The 25,810-nt window shown below is 66.9% G+C and carries 23 protein-coding genes; 15 read left to right on the top strand and 8 right to left on the bottom strand.

Annotated features, from left to right (window positions below):
• Positions 1-89: 89 nt before the first annotated feature.
• Positions 90-587 (bottom strand): GtrA family protein, encoded by a 498-nt coding sequence (locus ACYVN4_RS15895; protein ID WP_460721708.1) that lies wholly within the window; start codon positions 585-587, stop codon positions 90-92.
• A 96-nt stretch (positions 588-683) separates the two neighbouring features.
• Between ACYVN4_RS15895 and ACYVN4_RS15890 the strand changes: the two genes are divergently transcribed.
• From ACYVN4_RS15890 to ACYVN4_RS15880, 3 genes are read left to right on the top strand one after another with little or no spacing between them, the layout of a single operon-like run.
• A complete protein-coding gene (locus ACYVN4_RS15890) occupies positions 684-1,646 on the top strand; it encodes a glycosyltransferase (protein ID WP_460721706.1) in 963 nt (320 codons plus the stop codon).
• Between the two features lie 47 nt (positions 1,647-1,693).
• Positions 1,694-3,265, top strand: coding sequence for a DUF2142 domain-containing protein (locus tag ACYVN4_RS15885; RefSeq protein ID WP_460721705.1), 1,572 nt, complete (start codon positions 1,694-1,696; stop codon positions 3,263-3,265).
• A 56-nt stretch (positions 3,266-3,321) separates the two neighbouring features.
• Positions 3,322-4,299, top strand: coding sequence for a glycoside hydrolase family 18 protein (locus tag ACYVN4_RS15880; RefSeq protein WP_460721703.1), 978 nt, complete (start codon positions 3,322-3,324; stop codon positions 4,297-4,299).
• Here the strand turns inward: ACYVN4_RS15880 and rfbB are convergent.
• Entirely contained in the window at positions 4,296-5,300 is a 1,005-nt protein-coding gene (gene rfbB / locus ACYVN4_RS15875; protein ID WP_460721701.1) for a dTDP-glucose 4,6-dehydratase, read from the bottom strand. The genes ACYVN4_RS15880 and rfbB overlap by 4 nt on opposite strands.
• A 437-nt stretch (positions 5,301-5,737) precedes the next feature.
• On the opposite strand from rfbB, the gene ACYVN4_RS15870 reads away from it, so the two are divergent.
• Positions 5,738-6,442, top strand: coding sequence for a hypothetical protein (locus ACYVN4_RS15870; RefSeq protein WP_460721699.1), 705 nt, complete (start codon positions 5,738-5,740; stop codon positions 6,440-6,442).
• Between the two features lie 130 nt (positions 6,443-6,572).
• Here ACYVN4_RS15870 and ACYVN4_RS15865 read toward each other — a convergent pair whose 3' ends face one another.
• A complete protein-coding gene (locus tag ACYVN4_RS15865) occupies positions 6,573-7,553 on the bottom strand; it encodes an alpha/beta hydrolase (RefSeq protein ID WP_460721697.1) in 981 nt (326 codons plus the stop codon).
• Between the two features lie 206 nt (positions 7,554-7,759).
• Between ACYVN4_RS15865 and rfbA the strand changes: the two genes are divergently transcribed.
• Positions 7,760-8,635: a glucose-1-phosphate thymidylyltransferase RfbA gene (gene rfbA, locus ACYVN4_RS15860; protein WP_460722695.1), complete on the top strand. Its 876-nt coding sequence runs from the start codon at positions 7,760-7,762 to the stop codon at positions 8,633-8,635.
• Between the two features lie 3 nt (positions 8,636-8,638).
• Positions 8,639-9,202 carry a dTDP-4-dehydrorhamnose 3,5-epimerase family protein gene (locus ACYVN4_RS15855; RefSeq protein ID WP_460721695.1) on the top strand — a complete coding sequence of 188 codons (564 nt, stop codon included), beginning with the start codon at positions 8,639-8,641 and terminating at the stop codon, positions 9,200-9,202.
• A 96-nt stretch (positions 9,203-9,298) separates the two neighbouring features.
• Here the strand turns inward: ACYVN4_RS15855 and ACYVN4_RS15850 are convergent, their stop codons facing one another.
• A complete protein-coding gene (locus tag ACYVN4_RS15850; protein WP_460722693.1) occupies positions 9,299-10,690 on the bottom strand; it encodes an MFS transporter in 1,392 nt (463 codons plus the stop codon).
• A gap of 161 nt (positions 10,691-10,851) precedes the next feature.
• Between ACYVN4_RS15850 and ACYVN4_RS15845 the strand changes: the two genes are divergently transcribed.
• Entirely contained in the window at positions 10,852-11,274 is a 423-nt protein-coding gene (locus ACYVN4_RS15845) for a MarR family transcriptional regulator (protein ID WP_460721693.1), read from the top strand.
• Positions 11,275-11,289: 15 nt separating this feature from the next.
• On the opposite strand, the gene ACYVN4_RS15840 is transcribed toward ACYVN4_RS15845, so the two are convergent.
• Together ACYVN4_RS15840 and ACYVN4_RS15835 are read right to left on the bottom strand one after the other, a co-directional pair.
• The gene (locus ACYVN4_RS15840) at positions 11,290-12,162 is read right to left on the bottom strand and encodes a helix-turn-helix domain-containing protein (RefSeq protein WP_460721691.1); all 873 of its coding nucleotides are present in this window, start codon (positions 12,160-12,162) and stop codon (positions 11,290-11,292) included.
• A 107-nt stretch (positions 12,163-12,269) separates the two neighbouring features.
• Positions 12,270-12,857 carry a DUF4282 domain-containing protein gene (locus ACYVN4_RS15835; protein ID WP_460721689.1) on the bottom strand — a complete coding sequence of 196 codons (588 nt, stop codon included), beginning with the start codon at positions 12,855-12,857 and terminating at the stop codon, positions 12,270-12,272.
• Between the two features lie 349 nt (positions 12,858-13,206).
• On the opposite strand from ACYVN4_RS15835, the gene ACYVN4_RS15830 reads away from it, so the two are divergent.
• From ACYVN4_RS15830 to ACYVN4_RS15815, 4 genes are all read left to right on the top strand, one after another.
• A complete protein-coding gene (locus ACYVN4_RS15830; protein WP_379359505.1) occupies positions 13,207-13,671 on the top strand; it encodes a hypothetical protein in 465 nt (154 codons plus the stop codon).
• Positions 13,672-13,997: 326 nt separating this feature from the next.
• A complete protein-coding gene (locus ACYVN4_RS15825) occupies positions 13,998-16,211 on the top strand; it encodes a molybdopterin-dependent oxidoreductase (protein WP_460721686.1) in 2,214 nt (737 codons plus the stop codon).
• Between the two features lie 17 nt (positions 16,212-16,228).
• On the top strand, positions 16,229-16,891 hold the full coding sequence (locus ACYVN4_RS15820; RefSeq protein ID WP_460721684.1) for a Crp/Fnr family transcriptional regulator: 663 nt from the start codon (positions 16,229-16,231) through the stop codon (positions 16,889-16,891).
• Positions 16,892-17,279: 388 nt separating this feature from the next.
• Positions 17,280-17,897 (top strand): pyridoxamine 5'-phosphate oxidase family protein, encoded by a 618-nt coding sequence (locus ACYVN4_RS15815; RefSeq protein WP_460721682.1) that lies wholly within the window; start codon positions 17,280-17,282, stop codon positions 17,895-17,897.
• Here the strand turns inward: ACYVN4_RS15815 and ACYVN4_RS15810 are convergent.
• Complete coding sequence (locus ACYVN4_RS15810; protein ID WP_460721680.1) at positions 17,894-18,349, bottom strand: GtrA family protein; 456 nt, start codon at positions 18,347-18,349, stop codon at positions 17,894-17,896. The genes ACYVN4_RS15815 and ACYVN4_RS15810 overlap by 4 nt on opposite strands.
• A gap of 71 nt (positions 18,350-18,420) precedes the next feature.
• On the opposite strand from ACYVN4_RS15810, the gene ACYVN4_RS15805 reads away from it, so the two are divergent.
• Complete coding sequence (locus ACYVN4_RS15805) at positions 18,421-19,911, top strand: FAD-binding oxidoreductase (protein WP_460721678.1); 1,491 nt, start codon at positions 18,421-18,423, stop codon at positions 19,909-19,911.
• Positions 19,908-20,669, top strand: coding sequence for a decaprenylphospho-beta-D-erythro-pentofuranosid-2-ulose 2-reductase (locus ACYVN4_RS15800; protein ID WP_460721676.1), 762 nt, complete (start codon positions 19,908-19,910; stop codon positions 20,667-20,669). The genes ACYVN4_RS15805 and ACYVN4_RS15800 overlap by 4 nt, the downstream gene beginning before the upstream one ends.
• An 82-nt stretch (positions 20,670-20,751) precedes the next feature.
• On the opposite strand, the gene ACYVN4_RS15795 is transcribed toward ACYVN4_RS15800, so the two are convergent.
• Entirely contained in the window at positions 20,752-21,687 is a 936-nt protein-coding gene (locus ACYVN4_RS15795) for an NAD-dependent epimerase/dehydratase family protein (RefSeq protein ID WP_460721674.1), read from the bottom strand.
• 160 nt (positions 21,688-21,847) lie between these two features.
• Between ACYVN4_RS15795 and ACYVN4_RS15790 the strand changes: the two genes are divergently transcribed.
• Positions 21,848-23,776: a galactan 5-O-arabinofuranosyltransferase gene (locus ACYVN4_RS15790; RefSeq protein ID WP_460721672.1), complete on the top strand. Its 1,929-nt coding sequence runs from the start codon at positions 21,848-21,850 to the stop codon at positions 23,774-23,776.
• Positions 23,777-23,933: 157 nt separating this feature from the next.
• Complete coding sequence (locus ACYVN4_RS15785; RefSeq protein WP_460721670.1) at positions 23,934-25,799, top strand: glycosyltransferase family protein; 1,866 nt, start codon at positions 23,934-23,936, stop codon at positions 25,797-25,799.
• Positions 25,800-25,810 lie beyond the last annotated feature (11 nt).

Here is a 25,810-nt window from a genome sequence, read left to right as displayed (position 1 = left end):
TCATCCGACGTGGTCGCACAGCCACTGTCTCTTGCTCGGCGCTGGCGACAATATCAATCACCCATCATCACGGCAGTACGAACCCGCACTTAGCGTTCGGCCTCGCGTGTTCCGGTGAAGACGAATTTCCCGTAAGCCCAGAATCGGAAGCCCATGGCCACTGCCTGGCCGATGAGCGTGCCGGAAACGTTGTCCGCCAACGGACTGTCCAGTCCGAGAACGTAACGTGAAAATCCGAGGCAGCCCAGTTGCAGCCCGATGGCCATCACATTGAGCGCCGCATAGATCAGGATGTGCTTCGCACCGGTGTCGCCCTCGTGGTCTGAGTAGGTCCACCACTTGTTGCCGAAATAGGTGACGACCGTGGCCACCCCGATGGAAATGATCTTGGCGAGCAGTGGCTGATGAAACAGCGGGCCCTCGCCACCCAGGAAGACCAGCAGGTTGTAGGTGCCCGCGTCGACCACGAAGCCGATCGCGCCGACCACCAGGAATGCGCCGCCACGCTGCAACAGCGCGCGGACCTTCCCGGTCACCGAGGGATTCGGGGTGGAATCGCTCACCGCCATCGACTCATTCGCAGACACCGGGCGACGGTACCCCAACCCGCCGCACCCATATACCTGTGAACGTCGGGTACCCTCCCGGTGTTCATATTCGCCTCCGATCAGAGGATTGACCGGGTGGACTCCACCGAGCTTCGTATTGCCGCCATTGTGCCGTGCCACAACGAAGAGGCCGCCGTCGCGAAGGTTGTCGCCGACCTCAAGGCCGCCGTCCCGGGCATTGCCGTCTACGTCTACGACAACCTGAGCACCGACGCGACCGCCGAGAAGGCGCGCGCGGCCGGGGCGATCGTGCGCACCGAGAACCGCAAGGGCAAGGGCAATGTGGTGCGCCGCGCCTTCGCCGATATCGAAGCCGACGTGTATCTCATGGTCGACGGCGACGACACCTACGATGCCGCCGCCGCGCCCGAGATGATCCGGACGCTGCTCGAGGGCCCGTACGATCACGTGCTCGGCGTGCGCCGCGAGGTCGAGGCCGGTTCGGCCTACCGCGCCGGGCACGAGACCGGCAACAAGGTGCTCAACGGTGTGGTGGGCAAGGTCTTCGGCGAGAACGTCGAGGACATGCTCAGTGGCTACCGCGTCTTCTCCCGGCGTTTCGTGAAGTCCTTCCCGGCCGTGTCGCGGGAGTTCGAGATCGAGACCGAACTGACCGTGCACTCGCAGCATCTCGGGGTCCCGCAGACCGCGGTACCGGTCGGTTTCCGGGATCGGCCGGCGGGCAGCGAGTCCAAGCTGCGCACCTACAGCGACGGCTTCAAGATCCTGCGCCTGATCGTCGGTCTGGCCCGGCACGAGCGGCCGGTCGCCTTCTACGGTCTCTTCGGCACCCTGGCCTGGATCGTGTCGGTCATCCTGATCACGCCGATCGTGATCGAGTTCTATCAGACCCACACCGTGCCGCGGTTCCCGACGTTATTCCTCGGTTTCACGCTGCTACTACTGGGCAGCCTGGCCTGGACGGCCGGTCTGATCCTGGACGGCATCCGCCGCTCCCGGCACGAGGCCGCCCGCCTGATGTACCTGCGTTATTCCGCCGTAGGCGCGGATGACGCGGCCGCCGGTCCGACGCGATGACGGTGCTTGCTGGGCAGGACCCGAACGGCAAAGCAGAATCGGACATCGTGGTTACCGAAGCGAACGAGAAACCCGCCGTCGCCGCACCGGAGAAGATCCCGGCCGCAGCGCCCGACCGGAAGGCCGGACTGCGCCGCGCGGCGATCGGTGTGGAGCGCCGATTCGGCTCGGCCGCACTGACTTTCGTACTGATCGCGGGCATCTTCGGCGCGGTGTGGTCGGTGCTGACCCCGCCGTTCTGGGGCCATGACGAGATCACCCAGTTCGGGCGCGCCTACCAGGTCGCGCACGGCGGTTTCCTGCCCGAGAAGATCCACGACGACCGGGGCCCGGCCTGGGGCGGCGACGTACCCGTCAGCATCGACGCGCTGATGGGCTACGCCATGCACGACTACACGGACACTCCGGACGAGCCGGATCCCATGGTCAAGGACCCGCACGTCTACGACGTGCTGGGCGGCATGCCGGTCTCCGAGCAGACCAAGCCGGTCTGGTTCACCAATACCGCCGCCTACTCGCCGATTCCGTATCTGCCCGCCGCCGCGGGCATCCGGATCGCGGAGGCCCTGGACCTGAACGTCGGCGGCATGACGCTGGCGACCCGCTGGGCCGGGCTCGTCGCCTACCTGGTCATCGTCGCCTTCGCGCTGCGGGTGCTGCGCGGGTATCGGGTGCAGTGGCTGGCGTTCACCGTCGCGGTACTGCCCATCGCGCTGTTCCAGGCGGGCACCGTCACCGCGGACACCGTCACCAATGCGCTGGCGCTGCTGCTGTCGGCGCTGCTGGTCAAGGGCTTGTTCCTCGGTGAGCGGCTGTCGCGGCCGGAGACCGTGGCCGCGCTCGCGACCACCGTGCTGCTGCCGGTGTGCAAGCCGACCTACGTCCTCATCGCCATGCTGACCGTGCTGATTCCCGCACACCGCTGGGGTTTCGGCGGCGACGGTAGCGAAGGCACCGGACGCGTCGCGGTGTGGCAGCGCGCGCTGCCGTGGGCGACCGCGGCCGTCGGCGCGGTGGCGTTCGCGGTGTGGATGAAGATCGCCGCCCCGACCGGCGACGGCATGAGCCTGATGCGGCCCGAGAAGGACTGGGGCAACGTCCGTCCGGGCGATCAACTGCACGGCATCCTCACCGACCCCGCGCATTTCCTGCGGGTGTTCGGCGACAGCATCGCTCGCCGCGACGATCTCTGGTTCACCCAGTTCTTCGGCGCGCTCGGCTTCTCCTACGTGGAGGTGCCCGCGCTGACCATCCTGGCGAGCCTGCTCGCGTTCACCATGAGCATCGGTGCGGCCGAGCGCTTCTCACCGCTCGCCGCCAACCGGACCCGGACCTGGCTGGTGGCAGCCACCGTGGCCGCCAGCGTGGCGATGATCTACGTGACGCTGTACATGTCCTTCACGCCGGTCGGCTACTTCATCATCGACGGCGTCCAGGGTCGCTACTTCGTGCCGCTCGCGGTGCTGGGCCTGGCCGTGGTGCTGCGCTGGCTGCCGCTGCGGTTCACCGATGCGGCGGGCCGGGTTCCGGTGCGCGGCATGGTGATCACGGTGGTGGGGGCGACCACGATCGCGCTGGTGGCGGCCGTGGTCAAGTACTCCACCATCGTCTGGGGCTGAGTCGGCCGGCGGTGCGTGCCCGATGGCGCCGCTGGTCCCGCCAGCGGCGAATTGCCGTGGTGTTGCTGGTTATTGCCTGTCTGCTGCTCTCGCCGCTCGTCGGGGCCGCAGTCTTCCTGCGACTGGAGGACACCGGGACCCCGCCGAGCACCGCGCGGACCCGCGATCGGGACGCCCTCTGGCTCGGGCACGCCTGGGTCGATGGTCGAAAATCCGACACCGATATCGCCCAGCTGGGAATTCGGCTGGCCGGGACCGGAATCAAGGATCTGTACGTCCACACCGGGCCGCTGGAAAATGACGGCACCCTGCCCGCAGCGCTGTATCCACAGGCCCGCTGGTTCATCGACGCGGTGCATCGGACCCTGCCCGGAATTCGTGTGCAGGCGTGGCTCGGAGATGTGCTGGCCCCCGAATTCGACGGCTTGAATGCCGAGGATTCGACAACACGTGATCATGTTGTCACGACATCGACGCAGGTGCTCGATCTCGGATTCGACGGTATTCACTTCGATTTCGAGCCGGTGCGCTCCGGATCAACCGGTTATCTCACCATCCTGGAGCAAGTGCGCGCGGTCACTTCCGCACGCCGCGCACTGCTGTCCGTATCCGCTCCGGTTATCGATCCGCTACCCGGATTGCATTCGCTCGGAGTGGCGCTGTTCGGTCACGGAAAATGGTGGTCGCAAGCCTATTTCGCGCAGGTCGCGCGCCGGGTCGATCAAATCGCGGTCATGTCATACGACACCGCGATGCCGACCCGCCCGCTCTACGGCGGATATCTCGCCCAACAAACCACCCTCGCCCTGCAGGCCACCGGTCCGAACGTGGATCTGCTGATGGGTCTGCCGGCATTCCGCGCCGACGATCTCGGCCATCACGCCGCCGCCGAGACCGTGGCGGCCGCGATCCGCGGCGTCCGTTTGGGATTGGGCCGCACCGATCGCGATCGCCGGGCCTTCGGTGTCGCCATCTATGTGGATTTCACTGCCACCGAACAGGATTGGGCGGACTACCGTTCCGGCTGGTCCTAGAGGACTCTCTCACCGGCTTCGGCATAGGCGGTCTCGGTGGTGACTTTCTGTGACCGCCACCAGGATTCGTTGTCCCGATACCACTGGACGGTGGCCTCCAGGCCCTGACCGAAATCGCGATAGCGCGGCTCCCAGCCGAGTTCGGTGCGCAGCAGCGAGGAGTCGATGGCGTAGCGCAGATCGTGGCCCGGACGGTCGGTGACGTGGTCGAAATCGTCTGCGGCCCGGCCGAATGCGGTCAGGATCAGCTCCACCACGGACCGGTTGTCGCGCTCGCCGTCCGCGCCGATCAGATAGGTTTTCCCGATCTGCCCGCGCTCCAGGATCTCCCACACCGCGCTGTTGTGATCCTCCACGTGGATCCAGTCCCGGACCTGGTGGCCGGTGCCGTAGAGCCGCGGCCGCACCCCGTCGATCAGATTGGTGATCTGCCGCGGGATGAACTTCTCCACGTGCTGGTAGGGCCCATAGTTGTTGGAGCAGTTGGAAATCGTGGCCCGGACCCCGAAGGAACGCACCCAGGCGCGCACCAGCATGTCGCTCGAGGCCTTGCTGGCCGAATAGGGACTCGACGGGTTGTAGGGCGTGCTCTCGTCGAATGCCTTGGGGTCGTCGAGTTCCAGATCGCCGTACACCTCGTCGGTCGAGATGTGGTGGTACCGGACCTGATGCCGGCGCACCGCCTGGAGCAGCGAATAGGTGCCGATGATATTGGTCTGGACAAACGGCCACGGGTCGGCCAGCGAATTGTCATTGTGCGATTCGGCGGCGAAATGCACCACCGCGTCCACCCCGCCGACCAGGCGATCCACCAGCGCGGTGTCGGCGATGTCGCCGTGCACGAACTCGATTCGATCCGCGACCGGGTCGAGGGAGGCGCGGTTACCCGCATACGTGAGTTTGTCCAGCACCGTGACGTGCACGCCGGAACGTTGAGTCACGGTCTGATGAACGAAGTTCGCGCCGATGAAGCCGGCGCCGCCGGTTACGAGCAGTCGCACCGGGTAAACACTACGTCTCCCCGGTCGGGATGCCCTCGCGTGGTCCGGAGAAGTTGCGGTCTTTACACCACCCACCGCACCGACGTGCGCGGAATCGGACATCCGGTTGAAACATATGTACTTAATCGAAAGGCAAGGACCGGGTCCAAATGTCGGAATTTGGTGTCCTCAACGTGACATTCACACGCCAATAGTCACGACTTTCCAAGCCAGAGGTGTGACCTTCGTCACACAGCGCTTCTCAGGTAACGTTCAGGCGGATCGTATATCCGCGCCAAAACCTTTACCACGCTGCGCTTTTGAGCTACCTTGCAGACCGCACGATCGTGATGGTGAACAAAAATTGAACGAACGGTCACGATGGGTTCACCGCTCGTTAGCTGTCCTCCATTTCGATTCGTGTTGTCCCCCCGAGCTCTTGATGAGGTTTCAACACAATGCTGATGAGGAAATTCGCCGCCACCGCGGCGCTGGCCGTCGCTGCCCTGGGCATCACCGCCGGAACCGTGAACGCCGCGCCCGCCGCTGACGAGAGCGCCGCGATCAACTACACCGCCACCACCACCGACACCAGCACCATCGTCCGCACGGACGCCGGTTCGATGGTCGTGGAGAACGGCAACTTCGAGATCAAGGCCGCCAACGGCAACGTCGTCGCCGGCATGCCGCTGAAGTTCCGCGTCGACAACTTCGAGTTCCCGGTCGTGGCCGACATCTCGGACCACGCCGCCACCCTGACCCCGCAGTTCGACGAGGCGCACGCGACCTACGCGCCCGTCCAGGACGTGGCCCTGCCCTACGAGGACCAGGCCCCCTGGAAGTCGGACTACGACCGTGAGCAGGCTGCCTGGAACCGCCTGAAGGACACCATCTCCACCGGTGCCACCATCGGCACCCTGGTCGGTGGCCTCGGCGGCGCGGCCGTCGGCTGCGTCCTCGGCTTCGGCGTCGCGGGTCTGGCCTCCATCCCGCTGGCCACCCTGTTCGGTGCCGGCCCGATCATCGGCTGCATGGTCGGCGCCTCGACCGTCGGCTTCCTGGGCACCCTGGCCGGCCAGCTGTTCGTGACCGCTCCGGTCGCGATCGCCGCCGCGATCCAGTACTTCTCCACCATCAACGAGCCGCACATCTCGTCCAAGTAATACTCGGACCGCAGCTCTACGAAACCCCCGCCCGGCTCAGCCGGGCGGGGGTTTCGCTTGCGTCGGAACAGCTTTGTGTCGGAACAGATGTGAGGCCCGGGGTCGTGCGCCCCGAGCCCCACATCATCAATCACGCGGTACGGGCGACCTGGCCCGCCTCGATGCGCTCGCGGACGAAACGCGCGACATGCGCGAGGGCGGCCCGGCTTTCGGGCATGTTCGGGAAAATGGCCATGAAGGCGTGCACCTGGCCGCGCCAGATCTCCAGCGTGGCAGGCACTCCCGAGGCGGCCAGGCGTTCGGCCATGATCTCGCTGTCGCGGCGCAGCACCTCGTCCTCGGCGATGATGAGCAGCGCGGGCGGCAGGCCCACCAGCACATTGTTGACCGGTGACAGCCGCGGATCGACCCGACCGTCCACCTCGGCGCCCATCCGTACCACCGATTCCAGCGCGGACAGCGGGATCAGCGCGTCGCGGTGGTAGTTGGGGTGATTGCGCTTCTCGGTGCAGTCGAGATCCAGTGCGGGACACAGGCCGACGAGCCCGGCCGGGACCGGCAGTCCGTTGTCGCGGGCCCGCAGTGCGGTCGCGAAGGTCATGTAGCCGCCGGCGGAATCGCCCGCGAACACCACGCGGGAGGCGGGCGCGCCATGCGCCAGCAACCATTTGTAGGCGGTCAGGCAATCGGTCACGGCCCCGGCGATATCGGTCTCGGGCAGCTGCCGGTATTCGACGCTGACCACCGGCAGGCCGGTGCGGCGGGCGAGCGAGGCGACCACGGGCCGATGGGTGTCCAGGCCGCAGAGGAAGAAGCCGCCGCCGTGCATGTAGAGCACCGCGCCGTCGCGCAGGGATTTGCTGGCTCCGGCGGGTCGCACGATCTCCATGCGGAAGCCCTTGAGCTGTACCTGTTCCCGTTCCACGCCGCTGGGTGACGGGCGCAGCTTGGCCAGGTTGTTGATGACGCCGTTGACCATCGGCATGGAAGCGGCGGTGACGGGCATCAATTCGCCCATCGGGCGGATCATGGTGCGGGAGACGAGCTCGAGCATCCGCGCGGCGGCACTGGTCCGGTTCGGGTTCTGGACGGGGACGTCTTCGTGAGCCATCGCGCACCTACCTCGTTGTTGGCGCGCCGAACCGTCGGAGAGTCGGCGCTGACATCTCACATAGTGTTGTTTCAGAACACCATGGGAAGGTGACCTACGCAACAGAAATCGCCGGATCCGCATGGTGGTAAACGGGCGTGATCAATTCGAAGTCCACTCGGAACCTGGCCGTCGCGCCCGCGCACGAACTGGCAGACTCTCGTGACATGCGCGGAATCATCCTGGCCGGGGGCACCGGATCTCGGTTGCACCCGATCACCCGCGGGGTGAGCAAACAGCTGGTCCCGGTGTACGACAAACCGATGGTGTACTACCCCCTCTCCACCCTCATGCTGGCGGGGATCCGGGACATCCTGGTGATCACCACACCCGAGGACAGCGCGGCCTTCGAACGGCTACTCGGCGACGGCAGCCGCTTCGGCGTCTCCATCTCGTATGTGGTGCAGCCGGAACCGGACGGGCTGGCGCGCGCCTTCGTGCTGGGGGCCGACCACATCGGCACCGGCAGCGCCGCACTGGTGCTGGGCGACAACATCTTCCACGGCCCGGGCCTGGGCACCCAGCTGCAGCAGTACCACGACCTCGACGGCGGGGCGGTCTTCGCCTACCGGGTCTCCGATCCGACCGCCTACGGCGTGGTCGAATTCGACGACGGCCGGGCCATTTCCATCGAGGAGAAGCCCAAGCACCCGCGATCCAACTACGCCATCCCCGGGCTGTACTTCTACGACAACGACGTGCTCGCCATCGCCCGCGACCTGAAGCCCTCCGACCGCGGCGAATACGAGATCACCGATATCAACCGGGCCTATCTCGAACAGGGCCGCCTGCACGTGCAGGTGCTGGCCCGCGGCACCGCCTGGCTCGACACCGGCACCTTCGACTCGCTGCTGGACGCCGCCAACTATGTCCGCACCATCGAGGAACGGCAGGGCCTCAAGATCGGCGTGCCGGAGGAGGTGGCCTGGCGGCTGGGCTTCATCGACGATGATCAGCTGACCAGACTGGCCGAACCCCTGGTGCGCTCGGGCTACGGTAAATACCTGCTGGGTCTGCTGGACCACGGCCGAACTTGGGAGTGAGACATGGGGATTCGGGAACTGTCGGTACCGGGCGCGTGGGAGTTCACGCCCCGGCAGTTCGGCGATGAACGCGGCGTTTTCTACGAGTCGTTCAAGGCCTCGGAATTCGAGAAGACCGTCGGTCGGCCCTTCGACCTGTTGCAGGTCAATATCTCCACCTCCGCGGCGGGCGTGCTGCGCGGCATCCACTACACCGAGAATCCGCCCGGCCAGGCCAAATACGTGACCTGCGTGCGCGGGGCGTTCCTGGACGTGGTGGTGGACCTGCGCCGCGACTCCCCCACCTTCGGGACCTGGGACGCGGTCGTCATCGACGATGTGGAGCGCAAGGCGGTGTTCCTGGCGGAGGGGCTGGGCCACGCGCTGCTGTCGCTCGAGGACAATTCGACGGTCAACTACCTGTGCTCGCTGGAGTACTCCCCCGAATTCGACCGGGACCTGGACGCTTTCGATCCCGAACTGGCCATCGAGTGGCCGACCGTCGGCCGCAACGGTGAGCCGCTCACCTTCATCCGCTCCGACAAGGACGCGGCGGCTCCGCGGCTCGCCGATCTGCGCTTGCCCTGACGAGACAAAGGGGCGCACCGCGTGCCGCGGTGCGCCCCTTCTCTTTTCAGGTGACCGGCCGGTCCTGTGTGAGCGGCAGTCCCGGCCGGTGAGTCACTAGCCGACCAGTTCGACCTCCCGCTCGCGGACCTCTTCGCGGCGAGCCCGGAACTTGGGGATGAACACCGTCAGGGCGACCAGGGCTCCGACGATGGAGACACCGGCGGCGAATTCCAGGCCGGGACGGTAGGTGTCGAGCATGGACTGGGGAGTCGGGTTGCTCGGCACGCCCGAGGTGACGATGGCGGTGGTCACCGCGAGCACGATGGCCGCGCCGACCTGCATGGCGGTCTGCAGCACACCGGCCGCCAGGCCCTGCTCGTCATCCTCGATGCCACTGGTTGCCTGAATATTGATGGCCGGGAAGCCGACCCAGCCGATGCCGACCAGCAGCACCGCAGGCAGCAGCACGGTCAGGTACGACGGTGCGGTGTCGATGCGCAGGTACAGCAGGTAGCCGACGGCCATGACCACCATGGTGATCGCGATGATCGGGCCGGTGCCGAAGCGGTCCACCAGCTTGTCGGAGACGAAGGCCGAGGCGACCACCAGTAGACCGACGGGCAGCAGCGCCATCGACAGCTTCAGCGGCGACCAGCCGAGGGTGTCCTGCAGGTACAGGGTGGTGATGAACTGCCAGCTGAAGTACGAACCGGCGACCGCGATGATGGCCAGGCTGGCCCGGACCAAAGTGGGCTTGCGCAGAATGCCCAGGCGGACGAGCGGGTACTTGACCTGGCTCTCGGCGTAGACGAACGAACCACCCAGCACGAGCACCGCGACGAACGATCCGATGGTGCGGGCCGAGCCCCAGCCCGCCTGCGGCGCGGAGACCACGGTGTAGACCAGCAGCAGCATGGTGGCGGTGGACAGCAGCGCGCCGATCAGGTCGTGTCCGCCTTCTTCGGCGGGCTTGTCCTTGGGGACCAGGAAGTACGCGGAGACCAGGGCGGCGACGGCCACGGGCACCGGCAGCAGGAAGGTCCAGCGCCAGCCGAGGCCGGTCATCAGGCCACCGAAGAGCAGGCCCATGGAGTAGCCGCCCGCACCGAAGACGGTGTAGATGGACAGCGCCTTGTTACGGGCCGGTCCCTCGGGGAAATTCGTGGTGATGATGGACAGGCCGGTGGGCGCGGTGAACGCGGCGGCCAGGCCCTTGATGAAGCGGGTCAGGATCAGCAGCGCGGGCGAACTCACCAAAGCGCCTGCGAGCGAGGCGATTGCGAAGACACCCAGGGCGATCAGGAAGACCTTGCGGCGACCCAGCAGGTCGGCGGTGCGACCGCCCAGCAGCAGCAGGCCGCCGTAGCCGAGGACGTAACCGCTGACCAGCCACTGCAGGGTGGAGGTCTGGATGTGGAGTTCGGTACCGATGGACGGCAGCGCGACGCCGATCATCGACACGTCGAGGCCGTCGAGGAACAGCACGATGCACAGGGTGATGAGCATGCCCCAGAGCCGACCGGTCCAGGTGCTGGAGTCGGCCGCATTGCTCACTGCGGGGCGGATCTCGGTGGAAGTCACGAGAGAGGACAGTACATGCGCGCGCATCAAATGCACAAGCATTTAATGCGGTTGCATGCTTCAGTCGCCAGGACTAGGATGGCCGCATGCCGAAGCCGACAGCGCCTGTCGAACGGCCCGAGGTGACGTCTCTCGCGCAGACGGAACCGGCCGGGCTCATTGATCAGTGGCGCGATCTGCTGGCCCGGCACGCGACGACCTCGTGCGCTCTGGAAAAAGAACTGCAAGGCCGCCACCACATCGGGCTCAGCGAATTCGAAACCCTCGACCGCCTCGTCGAAACCGGCAGCGACAGCTGCAAGATGAGCGATCTGGCCAATGACATCTACCTCAGTCAGAGCGCGCTCTCGCGCACGGTGGCGCGGCTCGAACGCGACGGACTGGTGGATCGCACGCTGTGCACCGAGGATCGCCGCGCGATCTTCGTGTGCGTGACGGAGAAAGGGCGCGAACTGCATCGGCAGGCCGCGCCCACGCACCGTGAGGTGCTGGCCCAGAATCTGGGCTAGGTTTCCGGAATCCGGTCAGACCGCGGCGCGCAACGTCTCGATCACCGGGAGTGCTTCCACCGCAACGGCATTCACCGCCGCGACGGCCTCCCGGTAGCGCTCCACCTCGTGTTCCTTGTCGAGGTAGGAGGAGCCGGTGAGGGTTTCCACGTACACCACCGGCGGTTCGGTGGGTTCGCCTGCGGCGGTGGGGAATTCGAGCAGCACGAAGCGCCCGGCATCCATGCCGTGGTGGTAGCCGCACTCGACCGGCAGCAGGCGCAGTCGGACATTGGGCAGTTCGGCGAACTTGCGCAGCCGATCCAGCTGACCGCGGGTGACCTCGTCACCGCCGATGCGATGCCACAGCACCGCCTCCGCGATCACCACGTCCAGGTGCAGCGGCGAGTCGGTGCGGGTGAGCAGCGACTGCCGCGCGGTGCGCACCCGCACCCGGCGGTCGAGCTGTTCGGGCGAGATGCCCGGGTAGGCTCCCGCCAGCACCGCCCGGTAGTACTGCTCGGTCTGCAAAAGCCCCGGGACCAGCTCGTTCTCGTAGCTGACCAGGCGGCTCGCGGCCTCCTCCAGGCCGATGTAGACCTCGTAGCCCTCGTCGATCACGTCACCGAACTCGGTCCACCAGCCGCGGGCCTTGGTTTCCCGAGCCAGCGAGGTGAGCGGTTCGATGGCGTCCTCGGGCGCCCCGTAGATGCGGCACATGGCCTCCACATCCAGGCTGCGCAGCGAGGTCTGACCGGTTTCGATGCGCCAGATCTTGGCCTCGGACCATTCCAATCGCTGCGCCGCCACCCGAGTCGTCATGCGCGCGCGATTACGCAGGTCGCGCAGGTGTCGTCCGAGCTGCCGACGCGGCACGGTCGATCCGGTAATCCCCTGCGGTAGAGCCATTCGTCCCCCTATACCAGTGTTGCGATCGCATTGTTGCACAGGAAAACTCAGCGATCCATGGACGCGGGACGCGGCCTAGTGGTTAGGTTGTCGACCTTCTGTCCAGGTTACTTCCTGGACGAGCGCTTGCGGAAGCGCCAGAACTGCACGGCCTGAACGTCTTTCGAGAGCTGATTGACCGGTTCCGCCACATCGGAGAGGGCCTGGAAAAGATCGTCGGCCATGTCCGCGATATGCGAGACCCGCCCGGCCAACCGGGAGGCATTGAGCACGAACTCCAACAGCAGGCGCACGGTCGCGGCGATCACCAGGCCCAGCGGAATCGCGAAGCACACCCCGAAGACGATGCCCAGCCAGGCCGAAACCCGCCACAGCCCTACGGTTCCCACGACCGGAATGGCGACCGCACCGGCCAGGCCGAGCAGATACGCCAGTGGCAACAGGGTGCGGGTGGCGGCGCGGTGAAACTGCACGTCCAGCAGGGCGCGTGCAGCATCCACGCTCCAGGATCCGAAAGCGCTTGGGCTGGCGAAGGGTTCGACCGGTTCCTCGGCCTCCTCGTCCTCCGCGATGCGGCGGGACATGCGGCGGGTCGCGGACTCCTTGAAAGCGGCCCAGCGGCCCTCGGTGATGATCTCGTCGAACTCCTCGAATTCCTCGAGTTCGGCTGTGTTCCCGCCCGATTGATCGGCCATGCCGCCGATCTCCTCTCCCGCAGACCTTTTCGGCGGATCAAGTGTCGCCCGTAACGCCGGGGCCGGACAGTCCGAGACAGTGTGGTGTAGAACACGTCCCACCGCGCTCCCGGTTCGGGGTTCGTCCCCGGCGTCAGCACCCTTGACGGTGTTGATGCAGGCAGGAAAGCCACCGACCTGCGCTGTCGCTTCTGCGCCAACAGCACTAAAGGGTCAAAACAGACCGGGCATAGGACGTTCTGGGACAGAACCGGACCGTTGGTGAAAAAGGGTGTGTAACGACCCGGACACCTCCGGCCGATACCTCGCACAGAGCAGGAACTAGATCTACCGGGGAATGGAGAAACCAGTGCGTACGACGTTTTCGTCAGCCGTTGCAGAATCAGCGCAGGACTACATCCAGCGCGGCTGGACGGTCGCCGAAACCGCCAATGGCATCTGCCTGGTCACCGACGACGAGGTATCGGGCATCGAGGTCACCGGCGACACCGCCGCCTTCGTGCGCCGCTACCTGCGCGCCAATGATCTGACCGGGCCGGTCATCGAGATCCCGGGCGCCGAGCGCCGCGAGATCCACCTGGTGACCGGACTGCGCAAGGCCGAGCGCGCCATCGAGGCGCTGCGGGCCGCAGGGATTGCCGTTTACACCGACGGCGCGGGCATCCCGCTGCCGCCGAGCAAGCTGTCCGCCGGTGCGGCCTGCTGGGGCGTCGCCCCGCACGAGGCCCGCTGGCTGCCGCCGGTCGTCGCCATCGCCGCCGCGGTGCGCGCGGCCGCCAAGGGCGCTCCGCAGGCGGCTCGTATCGCCTCCTGACACCGGCTCGAATATCGACGCGAAACCCGCGAGTGCACCCCGGCGCTCGCGGGTTTCGCCGTATCCGGGTACAAACGTTGCAAATTCAGAGAGAGCGGACATAACGCCTCGTCATTCCGGCTCGCACGAATCCCTCGCCGCCTAGGGGGGACTTCCGCCGATACGGTTAGATCCTGTCAACCGCAACGACTTTCGCCGATGGTGTGACCCTCCAATATTTCGGTCCTCCGGCTGTGCGGGTCCCCCACAGGGCTGCCGATTCGCCCGCAAGCGAATTCGGCGCGTTCCGGTGTTTCGCCGGGCGGGGTCGCGGGCGATCATTGGGTATGACCCACGTCACGGACAGCCCCCGGACGGTGCTGCGCACCTGCCCGCTCTGCGAGGCCGTGTGCGGCCTCGAGCTCACCCTGGACAGCTCCGACCGCATCGCCGCGGTGCGCGGTGATCACGCCGATCCCTTCAGCCGGGGCTTCATCTGCCCCAAGGGCGCGACCCTCGGACACCTGGACGGCGATCCGGATCGGCTGACCGCGCCCATGATTCGCGATCGCGCCACCGACACCTGGCGGGCGGCGGGCTGGGACGAGGCGTTCGAGGTGATCCGGGAGCGGCTGCCGCGGGTGGCCGCGGAGTTCGGCAACCAGGCGGTCGGGCTGTACCTGGGCAATCCGAATGCGCACACCGTGGCCGGGGCGCTGTACGTGCCGCTGCTGATCCGGGCGCTGGGCACCCGCAGCCTGTTCTCCGCCAGCACCGCCGACCAGATGCCCAAGCAGGTGTCGAGCGGGCTCATGTTCGGCGATCCGCTCACCGTGGCCGTCCCCGACCTGGACCGCACCGACTACCTGCTGATGCTGGGCGCGAACCCGCTGGAATCCAACGGGTCGCTGTGTACCGCACCGGATTTCCCGGGTCGCCTCAAGGCGCTGCGCAAACGCGGCGGGCGGCTGGTGGTGGTGGATCCGCGGCGCACCCGCACCGCCAAGCTGGCCGACGAGCACCTGTTCGTGCGGCCCGGCAGCGACGCCTACCTGCTGTTCGGCATCGTGCACACGCTGTTCGCGGAGAATCTCGCCGAGTTGCGTGTCGAGGTGAACGGGCTGGACGAGATCCGCGCCGCCGCGGCCGATTTCACGCCGGAACTGGCGGCCGCGCGCACCGGGGTGCCCGCCGAGACCATCGTGCGGATCGCCCGCGAGCTGGCCGCCGCGCCCACGGCCGCCGTCTACGCCCGGATCGGCACCTGCACGGCGGAATTCGGGACGCTCACGCAGTGGCTGGTGGATGTGATCAATGCGCTCACCGGCAATCTGGATACGCCCGGCGGGGCCATGTTCGCGACCGGGGCGGCGCTGGGCATCGTGCGGTCGCGGCCCTTCCGGACCGCGCGCTGGGGTAGCCGGGTGCGCGGATTGCCCGAGACCATGGGCGAATTGCCGGTGGCGACGCTGGCCGACGAGATCCTCACGCCCGGCGCCGGGCAGATCCGCGCCATGGTGACGGTGGCGGGCAACCCGGTACTGTCCGCGCCCAGCGGCGCGCGGCTCGACGCCGCCTTCGCGGGCCTGGAGTTCATGGTCAGCGTGGATCGCTACCTCAACGAGACCACCCGGCACGCCGACGTCATCCTGCCGCCGCCGCGGATTCTGCAGTCGCCGCACTACGATTTCGCGCTGCTCAACTTCGCCGTGCACAACTACGCCCGGTATACGCCGCCGGTGGTGCCGTTGGGCCCGGACGAGATGTCGGAGGCCGAGGTGATGGCCCGGCTCGCCCTCGCGGTCTCCGGCCAGGCACCGCAGCCGGGCCTGGATCCGCTCACCGTGGTCGACGAGATCGTCATCGCGGGCACGCTGCACAAGGCGGGCATGGCCGATCGGCGCGCGGAGTTGCTGGGCGACAACACCACCGAGCAGCGCTTGGACATGATGCTGCGCCTCGGCCCGTTCGGCGAGTGGGCCTCGCAGCCCGACGCGGCGAGCGAGTGGCGCGGCAGGCTGAATCTGCAAGTGCTGCTGGATAATCCGCACGGCATCGATCTGGGTCCGCTGGAGTCCCGGCTGCCGGGAGTGCTGCGCACCGCCTCACGCAAGGTCGAGCTCGCGCCCGCCGAGATGTTGGCCGATCTGGAGCGGCTGCGGGCGCGGGCGACGGCCGCGCAGCCGGAGATGGTGCTGGTCGGGCGGCGGCAACTGCGATCCAACAACAGCTGGCTGCACAATGTGGGGCCGCTGATGGGCGGGTCGAATCGCTGCACGCTGCACATCAATCCGGAGGATGCGGCGCGGCTGGGGTTGAACGGGCTGGCGGTGGTGAAGTCCGCGGCGGGCACGGTGACCGTGGAGGTCGAGCCGACCGACGACATCATGCCCGGCGTGGTGAGCCTGCCGCACGGCTGGGGACACGGGGACAGCACGCAGTCCGTGGCGCGCGAGCATGCCGGGGTGAATGCCAATGCGCTGACCGATGATTCGCTGGTGGACGCACCGTCGGGCAACGCCGTGTTCAATGGGGTTCCGGTAACACTGAGTCGGGCGTAAGGGAGAGCTGGCCGGGCGTGACGGAATTCGAACTGCTCGACGGGCTTTCGCCGCAGGAACGGCGCGAGTTCGTGGCGGCCTGCACGCCGCGCCGGTTCCGGCGGCGTGACATCGTCTGCCACGAGGGCGATCCCGGCGACTGCGTGCATCTGATCGTGAGTGGGCGGTTGCTCGTGCGGGTCACCACCCCGCTCGGGCACACCGCCACCCTCACCGTGCTCGGGCCGGGTGAGATGTTCGGCGAGCAGGCGCTGCTGAGCCCGGAGGCGCGGCGCACCGCGACCATCGTGGCCGTCACCGATGTGCAGACGCTGACCCTCAACCGCGCCCAGCTCGAACGGCTGCGGCACGAACACCCGCAGGTGGAGCGGTTTCTCACCACCTCGCTGGCGGCCCAGGTGCGGCGGCTGTCGGCGGCGGTGCTGGAGGCGCTGTACCTGCCGGTGGAGACGCGGGTGCTGCGGCGGCTGGCGTATCTCGCCACCGCGTACGGGGACGGCGTGGGCGCACCGGCCGTGATCCGGCTGACGCAGGAGGATCTGGCGTCGATGGCCGGCACCACCCGGGCAACCGCCAACAAGGTGTTGCGGGAGTTGGAGGATCAGGGCGTGGTGCGGCTGGGGCGGGGCGCGGTGACGGTGCTGGATCGAATGGGATTGGAGCGCAAGGCGCGTAGATAGACCTTTCGGTATTTATGTTTCGTGCACCGAAGATCGGCCTCAGCTAGGGGGATGACATCCGGAGAATGCACGCCGAAACTCTGCAAAATGGACAAATCAGGAATGCGAAATCCCCGCGCCCCCTAGGGATCTCGCATACCCGCGGCCCGTAACCACGGTCAGCATCCCCACAGTTAAGGGACAAACGGCCCTTGTGAGCCCTTCCGTCCGGGAGGATCCTCGCTCGGGAACGTTTGTCCGGCGCCAGTCGAGATTGCCCTACCAGGGCAGATCCGCCGGTTCACGCATTCGCCACACGAAAATAGTTAAACCGTATAGGATTTCGGCTGGCCGTAGTTCGTGGCCGAGCCTCTTCTATCCGGTATTCAGCTACCAAAGGGGACCCGCGATGCCCGGTATCGGAAACGGCAGCGACGGCGAACGGGAACTGCAGGAACGCTACGGTAGCGAGGAGCGGGCGCAGCGCTTCTATAACGATCAAGTGCGGGATCGGCTCAATACCCACATGATCGATTTCATCGGCCGGATGGATATGGCCTTCATCGCGACGTCCGACAAGCACGGCGACTGCGATTCCAGCTTCCGCGCCGGCAAGCCCGGCTTCCTGCACGTGATCGACGATCACACCGTGACGTATCCGGAGTATCGCGGGAATGGCGTGATGGCCAGCCTCGGCAACATTCTCGAAAACCCCCACGTGGGCATTCTCATGATCGATTTCGTGCACGATCTCATCGGTCTGCACATCAATGGCACCGCCCGCATCGTCGACGACGCTCTGATGCGCCGCTGCGTTCCGGACCTGCCCGCCGAGCAGCGCGGGCGGGTGCCCGAACGCTGGGTGGTGGTCGATGTGGAAGAGGCCTATATCCACTGCCGCAAACACATTCCGCACCTGGTCCCGGCGCAGCGCGAGGTACGGCAGTGGGGCACCGACAATGTGCGGGCCAAGGGCGGCGACTACTTCCACGCCAAGGAAGAGAACAACGCCCTGGTCGACTCCTAGTTGATCTTGAAGATCACGGCTCGCTGCACGATGAAATTGATCACGGTGGCGGTGCCCTGCGCGATGCAGAAGGCGAAGAACATGCGCCACCAGGCATCCGGCAGCGCGTAGTAGCAGACCTGGTTGATGCCGACCTGCAGCGCGAAGGTCACCGCGTACAGCGCAATGACCGCGATGAAGCGCTTGCGGCTCGGCTCCGCCTTGAAGGTCCAGCGCCGATTGATCAGATACGCGGTGGTCGTGCCCGCGATGAAGCTGATCGACTTCGCCACCGGCAGCGGCAATCCGACCAGCTGGAACAGCAGCGTGTAGAGGCCGAAGTCGACAATGGCCGACAGCCCGCCGGTGACCGCGAATCGAATGATCTGCGTCTTCAGATCCACGTCCGTACCACCCGGTTCGTCGACGAGGGGCAGCTCGGGCGGCAGGGGCAGATGGGGTTCCGCGGTCACAAAGCAGAAGAGTAATGCCCGGGACAAAGGACACAAGCCTCGAGCCGGTTATGCCTGTAGCCTCTATGCCGATGTCCACGAAAGCTCAGACCACCACCGCGGCCGCCGCGGAGCCCAGCTCCGCAGGCGAGAGCCCGGTCGTCGGCAAAGATCAAGAGGGCACCGCGTCGCAGGTTCTGCCGACGCAGACCCGGCGCTTGACCGGTTGGGGTCGTACCGCAGCCACCACGTCGGAAGTGCTCTCCACCAATGACCCCGAGCTGATCGCCAAGGCGGTCGCCATGGTCGCGGAGGACAACGACGCCAAGCCCGCGCATCTGCGTCGCGGTGTCATCGCCCGCGGCCTGGGCCGCTCCTACGGCGATCACGCGCAGAACGCCGGCGGCCTGGTGGTCGACATGACCGCGCTCAACCGCATCCACCGCATCGACCGGGACTCCCGGCTGGTGGACGTGGACGCGGGCGTGTCCCTCGACCAGCTGATGAAGGCGGCGCTGCCGTTCGGCCTGTGGGTTCCGGTGCTGCCGGGCACCCGGCAGGTGACCGTGGGCGGCGCCATCGGCTCCGACATCCACGGCAAGAACCACCACAGCGCGGGCAGCTTCGGCAATCACGTGCGCTCGCTGGATCTGCTCACCGCCGACGGCAAGGTGCAGACCATCGGGCCGAAGAAGAACGCGAAGCTGTTCTGGGCCACCGTCGGTGGCAACGGCCTGACCGGCATCATCCTGCGCGCCACCATCGAGATGACGCCGACCGAGACGGCGTACTTCATCGCCGACGGCATCAAGACCACCGGCCTGGACGAGACCATCGCGGTCCACAAGGACGGGTCCGAGGAGAACTACACCTACTCCTCCACCTGGTTCGACGCGATCAGCGCGCCGCCGAAGCTGGGGCGCGCCAATGTGTCTCGCGGCCGCCTGGCGAAACTCGATGAGCTGCCGAAGAAGCTGCGCAAGAATCCGCTGAAGTTCGACGCCCCGAATCTGATGACGGTGCCGGATATCTTCCCGACCTTCGCGGTCAACAAGTTCACGCTGGGCATGGTCGGTGAGGCGTACTACGCGCTCGGCGGCAATTACACCGACAAGATCATGAACTTGACGGCGTTCTACCATATGCTCGACGTGGTCTCGGAGTGGAATCGGGCCTACGGTTCGCCCGGATTCATCCAGTACCAGTTCGTGCTGCCGCCCGAGGCGCTCGATGAATTCACCAAGATCATCGTTGATATCCAGCGGTCGGGGCATTACACGGCGCTCAATGTGCTGAAGTTCTTCGGCCCGGGTAACCCGGCCCCGCTGAGCTTCCCCATGGAGGGCTGGAACATCTGCGTCGACTTCCCGGTGCGGCCCGGACTCAACGAGTTCGTGCGCGAACTGGACCGGCGCGTCCTGGAATTCGGCGGTCGCCTCTACACTGCCAAGGATTCGCGCACCGACGCGGAGACTTTCCACCAGATGTACCCGCGGATCGACGAGTGGATCAAGATCCGCCGAAGTGTCGACCCCACAGGCGTTTTCATGTCCGATATGGCGAGAAGGCTGGAGCTTCAGTGATCAATGCGGTAGGGAACCCGCAGTCCATTCTGCTGCTGGGCGGCACCTCGGAGATCGGCTTGGCGATTTGCGCCGAGTATCTGAAGAAGGGCCCCATGCGCATCATCCTGGCCGCGCTGCCGGGTGATCCGCTGCGTGAGGATTCGGTGCAGCAGATGAAGGCGGCCGGTGCCTCCGAGGTGCAGGTCATCGACTTCGACGCGCTCGACACCGAGAGCCACCCCGCCGTCATCGACGCGGCCTGGGCCGGTGGCGATATCGACGTGGCCGTGGTTGCGTTCGGCATCGACGGCGACGGCGAGATCTTCTGGCAGGACCAGCGCAAGGCCGTCCTGATGGCCCAGATCAACTACACCGCCGCGGTTTCCGTCGGCGTGCTGCTGGGCGAGAAGATGAAGGCGCAGGGCTTCGGCCGCATTCTGGCCATGTCCTCGGTCGCCGGTGAGCGGGTGCGCCGCTTCAACTTCGTCTACGGCTCCACCAAGGCCGGCCTCGACGGCTTCTACCTGGGTCTCGGCGAGGCGCTGGCCAAGTTCGGCCCGCGCGTCACCGTCATCCGCCCGGGCATGGTGCGCACCAAGCTCTCCGCGCACGCCAAGGAGAACGGGCTCACGGTCAACAAGGAGGACGTCGCCCTCCTCGCGGTCGCCGCCTCCGAGAAGGGCAAGGAAATCGTCTGGGCCCCGGGCACTTTCCGCTTCGTCATGATGATCCTGCGCCACGTCCCGCGCCCGATCTTCCGCAAGCTGCCTATCTGACTCTCACGAGCTCTCAGGGGTAAACCCCTGAAACCCCAACAGACCAACGCCGCCCCCGGTTCGACCGGGGGCGGCGTTGTCGTTATTCGAGGGACTCGATGATGGTGTCGAGCTCGGAAAGCTTTGGGTGCCAGTCGAGTTCGGTTGCGGCCTTGCTGGCGTCGACAACCAGGGTTGCGGGTTCGGCCGCGGGTGGATTGTGCGTCAACGGAACCCGCAGGCCGGTGACCCGCTCGACGGCGGCCACCACATCGAGAATGCTCGTGCCCCGGCCACTTCCGAGGTTGTAGCGCGCGAACCCGCCCGGCTCCGGGAGCCGGTGCACGGCCGCCACGAACGCGGCGGCGGCATCCTCCACATGTAGATAGTCCCGCACAGCACTGCCATCCCCGTTCACGCCCAGCGGCGTCTGTGACCGCGCGGCGGCCAGCACCCGGGGAATCAGGCGGGTCGGGTCGCGGTCGTCGCCCCCGGCCAGATTCGGCAGGCGCAGCACGATCGCACCCAGGGCACCGCTGCGCGCCTGCGCCTCGACCACGGCCTCGGCAGCCACCTTGCTGCTCGCGTAGGGGTGCGGCGGCACGGCGGGGAGGTCCTCGGTCATCGGCTGCCGATCCGGCGAGCCGTAGACCGCGCAAGTCGAAGAGAACACCAATCCGGCGACGCCCGCCTCGGCCATGGCCCCGAGCAGCGCGACGGTGCCACCGGTGTTCACCTCGAAGTAGCGCAGCGGCTCGTCGAAGGACTCCCGGGCCCGGGTCAACCCGGCCAGGTGACAGATCGCATCGACCCCGGTAACCGCCCGGCGCAGGTCCTTCGGGTCCCGCAGATCGGCAATCCGCGTATCCCAAGCCCCTGGGATATCGGCACGACCCGACCGAATCAGTGCGACCGGTCGGTGCCCAGCGGCGGCCAGTGCCCGCACAACCGCCCCGCCGAGATAACCAGCGGCCCCGGTGACCAGTACCCGAACCGATCGATCCGGCTGGGCGGGTATGGCGGAGGCGGGCTCGGTCATTCCGCGAGGCTACCGGCGAGGTCGAGCCCGGCCACTATCGCGCCGACCACCGGTCATTGCGGGCATCGCTGCCCCGGCAGGCCCGGCGAAGTGTTCGAGGGCGGGGTACTGGCTAGGCTGACGCGCGGTCCATGGACACGAATGCGGAGGCTGGGTGCGGATGAGCGGACGGGCTGGCGGTCGACTGACTCTGGCGGCGCGGCAAGCCGGTGGGACGGCCGGGGAGGCCGTCCTCGCGGCGCTGGTGGCCGCAGTGGTGGCGGGCATCGGGCTGGTGGCCTTCTCGACCGTGCACTGGCCGGCGTTCAACTCGTCCAATGTGACTCGGGCGCTGACCACCGTGGGACAGGTCGTGGCCTTGGTCATGCTGGTGGCGGCCGTTGTGCTGCTGCGGCTGCGCAAGTGGGGGTGGGTGGCGAAACTGCTGTCGTGGGGCGGGATTTCGGCGTTCGTGACGGTGACGTTGGGGATGCCGTTGGCCGCTACGAAGCTGTATCTGTTCGGGATGTCGGTGGATCAGGAGTTTCGGACGCAGTATCTGACGCGGCTGACCGACTCCGCGGCGCTGCACGATATGAACTACATGGATCTGCCGCCGTTCTATCCGGCCGGGTGGTTTTGGATCGGGGGGCGGTTCGCGAGCCTGACCGGGATGGCCGGGTGGGAGGCGTTCAAGCCGTACGCGATCATCGGGCTGGCGGTGGCGGCCGCCATCGCGCTGGTGTTGTGGTCCAAGCTGATTCGCGCCGACTGGGCGGTGGCGGTGGCCGCGGCGACGACGGCGGTGACGCTGGCCTACGGTGCGCCGGAGGCGTACAGCGCGGTGCTGACACTGCTGCTCGGCCCGGCCCTGCTGCTGGCCTGGGGTGCGCTGCACCGGCCCGCCGAGCCGGATGCCGCCGAGCCGACGGCCGGGGGCTGGGGTGCGGTGATCGGAGCCGGGATATTCCTCGGGCTCGCGGCCACCTTCTACAGCTTGTATTTCGGTGTCGCGGTGTTCGCGGTGTGCCTAATGGCGGTGATCGCGGCCGGGCTCGCCGTTCGGGCGCAACGCAGTTGGCGGTCGATCCTGCCGATCCTGCTGCGGCTCATCGGAATCGGCGCGGTCTCGGGCCTGCTGGCCCTGACGGTGTGGACGCCGTTCCTGCTGAAGTTCATGTCCGGCAAGGCTTCCCTGGGCTCCGGCTCGGCCTTCCACTATCTGCCCGAGTCGGGCTCGCGGCTGCCGCTGCCCATGACCGAGTTCAACCTGCTCGGGGCGTTCTGCCTGGTGGGCACCATCTGGTTGGTGCTGCGGGCCGCGAGCTCGCGGCGCGCGCAGGCGCTCGGCATCGGCGTAGTCGCCATCTACCTGTGGTGTCTGCTGTCCATGGCAGCGACGGCGGCCGGCACCACGTTGCTGGCGTTCCGGCTCGAGGCCCCGCTGAAGGCGCTCCTGGCGGCGGCGGGCGTGTTCGGGTTCGCGGAGGGTGCGCGGGCGGTCTACCAGGCATTGAACGAGCCCGGCCGATTCCGGTTGGCCGCCGCGGCGGTCGCTCTGGCGGGTGCGATCGGGTTCAGCCAGGGCATTCCGAACGTGCTGGCAGCGGAGATCACCACTGCCTACACCGATACCGACGGCAATGGCGTGCGCGCGGACAAGCGGGACCCATCGGCGGTTTTCCGCTACCGAGAGATCGACGCGAAACTGCTGGAGCAGACCGGGCGGCCGCGTGATCAGACGGTGGTGCTCACAGCGGACACCAGCTTCCTGGCGGTCTACCCGTACTACGGATTCCAGGCGCTCACTTCGCATTACGCGAATCCGCTGGCCGACTTCGCGGCCCGTACGGCCGAAATCCAGCGCTGGGGCACGTTCAAGACGCCGGACGAACTGGCCGACGCGCTGAACCACTGCCGCTGGCGGGCGCCGGATGCGTTCCTGTTCCGCAGTTCCGGTGACGACTACACGCTGCGCCTGTCGCAGGACGTGTACCCGAACGATCCGAATGTGAAGCGAATCACAGTGGCAATCCCCAAGTCCCTGTTCGACGATGCGCGCTACCGCACCACCGTCATCGGCCCGTTCACCCTCGTGGTGCGTGTCTGAACAAAAGAACGAGACAAGCATCACTTATCCACAGAAAACGGTCGATTTCTGTGGATAGGCACCGGTTTCTGTGGATAACCACGCCACTTGCCAGTGCAATCTCAGCCGAACCCGGTAGCGTGGGCCGCTGATTTGCAAGGCATCAAGGAGTCAGCGCGTGGCACAGGGGCGGGTATTCGACCGGGGGGTTGACAACGGTTCGGCGGTAACGGTTCTCGACCGTCCCGCGCCGGATACCGCTCGCCCCAAGCTCACTCGACCGCGGCGGGTACTGCGCCGCGCCCGGCTCGCCCGCGCCGATCTGATCGTGGCGACGGCGTACCTGTCGCTGGCCGTGCTGGTGCTCTCGGGCCAGTGGCTGCACCCCGGTCGGGGCTATCTGATCAAGAGCGGCCAGGACCAGACCATGTGGGAGTGGTTCTTCGCCGTCACCGCGCACAACATCGCGCATCTCGAGAACCCGCTCGGCACGCTGCTGCAGAACTATCCCGACGGCGTGAACATGATGGCCAATACGGCCATGTTCGGGGTCGGGGTGCCACTCACCCCCGTCACCCTGCTGTTCGGGCCGACGGTGACCTTCGTGCTGGTGCTCACCCTGGGCCTGTTCGGCACCGCCTTCGCCTGGTACTGGCTGTTCTCGCGCGAGGTCGTGAGCTCGAAATTCGCGGCGGCCGTGGGCGGTCTGTTCTGCGGTTTCGCGCCCGCCATGATCTCGCACGCCAACGCGCACCCGAATTTCGTGGTGCTGGCACTGCTTCCGCTGCTGGCATTGCAGCTCATCCGGATGGCCAAGCGCGCGAGCGCCGCCGGGGAAGTCCGCAAGGCCCGGCGCAATCGCGACGCGGTGATCCTCGGTCTGCTGGTGGCCTTGCAGATCGCGCTCGGCGAGGAGCCGCTGCTCATCTTCGCGCTCTCGTTCGGGCTGTTCGCGCTCGTCTACCATCTGCACACCCCGCGCACCGGCTGGCGCGAACTGCGCGCCATCACCCCGACGGTGCTGCTGGCCGCACTGATCACGCTGGGGCTCACCGAGATTCCGCTGTGGTGGCAGTTCTTCGGCCCGCAGTCCTACCGTTCCATCGACCACGGCACGATGCAGAACGACCTCAAGGCGCTGTTCCAGTTCCCGTCCGAATCCCTCGGCGGGCTGGTCGCGCACGGCCAGAACGTGGCCATCAATCCCACCGAGGAGAACGCCTACTTCGGCTGGCCGCTGTGGATCGTGGTCGCGGTGGCCACCGTGCTCATGTGGCGCGAACGAGTGGTGCGCGCGGCCGCGGTGGTGATCGTGACGTTCTCGGTGATGTCGCTGGGCTCGGTGCTGATGATCGGCAAGCACAACACCGGAATCAGCCTGCCGTGGAAGCACTTCGAGAACATGGCGCTGCTGGACACGGTGCTGGAATCCCGCTTCACCATGGCAGCGATCCCGGCCATCGCCGTGATTCTGGCGCTGGCCACCCAGCGGGCCCTGGACTACTGGAAGGTCTCCGCGACCGACTGGCGGCCACTGGCCCTGTTCGCCGCACTCGCCTGCGCCCTGCTGCCGCTCACGCCGACCATCCTGCCCGTGGTGGAGCGACCGGCCACCCCCGCGTTCTTCACCGATGGCACGGTGCGCCAATACGTTTCGCACGGTTCGGTGGTGATCGCGCCGCCGCCGACCCCGCCGGATGCCCGCGCCCTGCAGTGGCAGGTCAATTCCGGTTTCGCCTTCCCGCTCGCCGGAGGCTATTTCGTCGGCCCGACCGGGGCCTCCAAGAAGGGCCGCTACGGCCCGGACGACCGGCCCACCGCGAGCCTGCTGATGAAGGCCCAGCAGTCCAACACGGTTCCGGTGGTGGACGACGCCACCCGCGCACAGGCGCTGGCGGATCTGCGCTACTGGCACGCCGATGTGGTGGTGCTGCCGCCGACCGACAATGGCGACACCCTGCGGCTGACCGTGGATCAACTGCTCGGCTTCCCCGCGACCTACGTCGACGGCGTGTGGCTCTGGGATGTGCGCGGACTCGTCTGAGTCGTCGCTAC

It is taken from the genome of Nocardia heshunensis, assembly GCF_054782115.1.
This window is presented reverse-complemented; position numbering and strand designations above follow the sequence as displayed.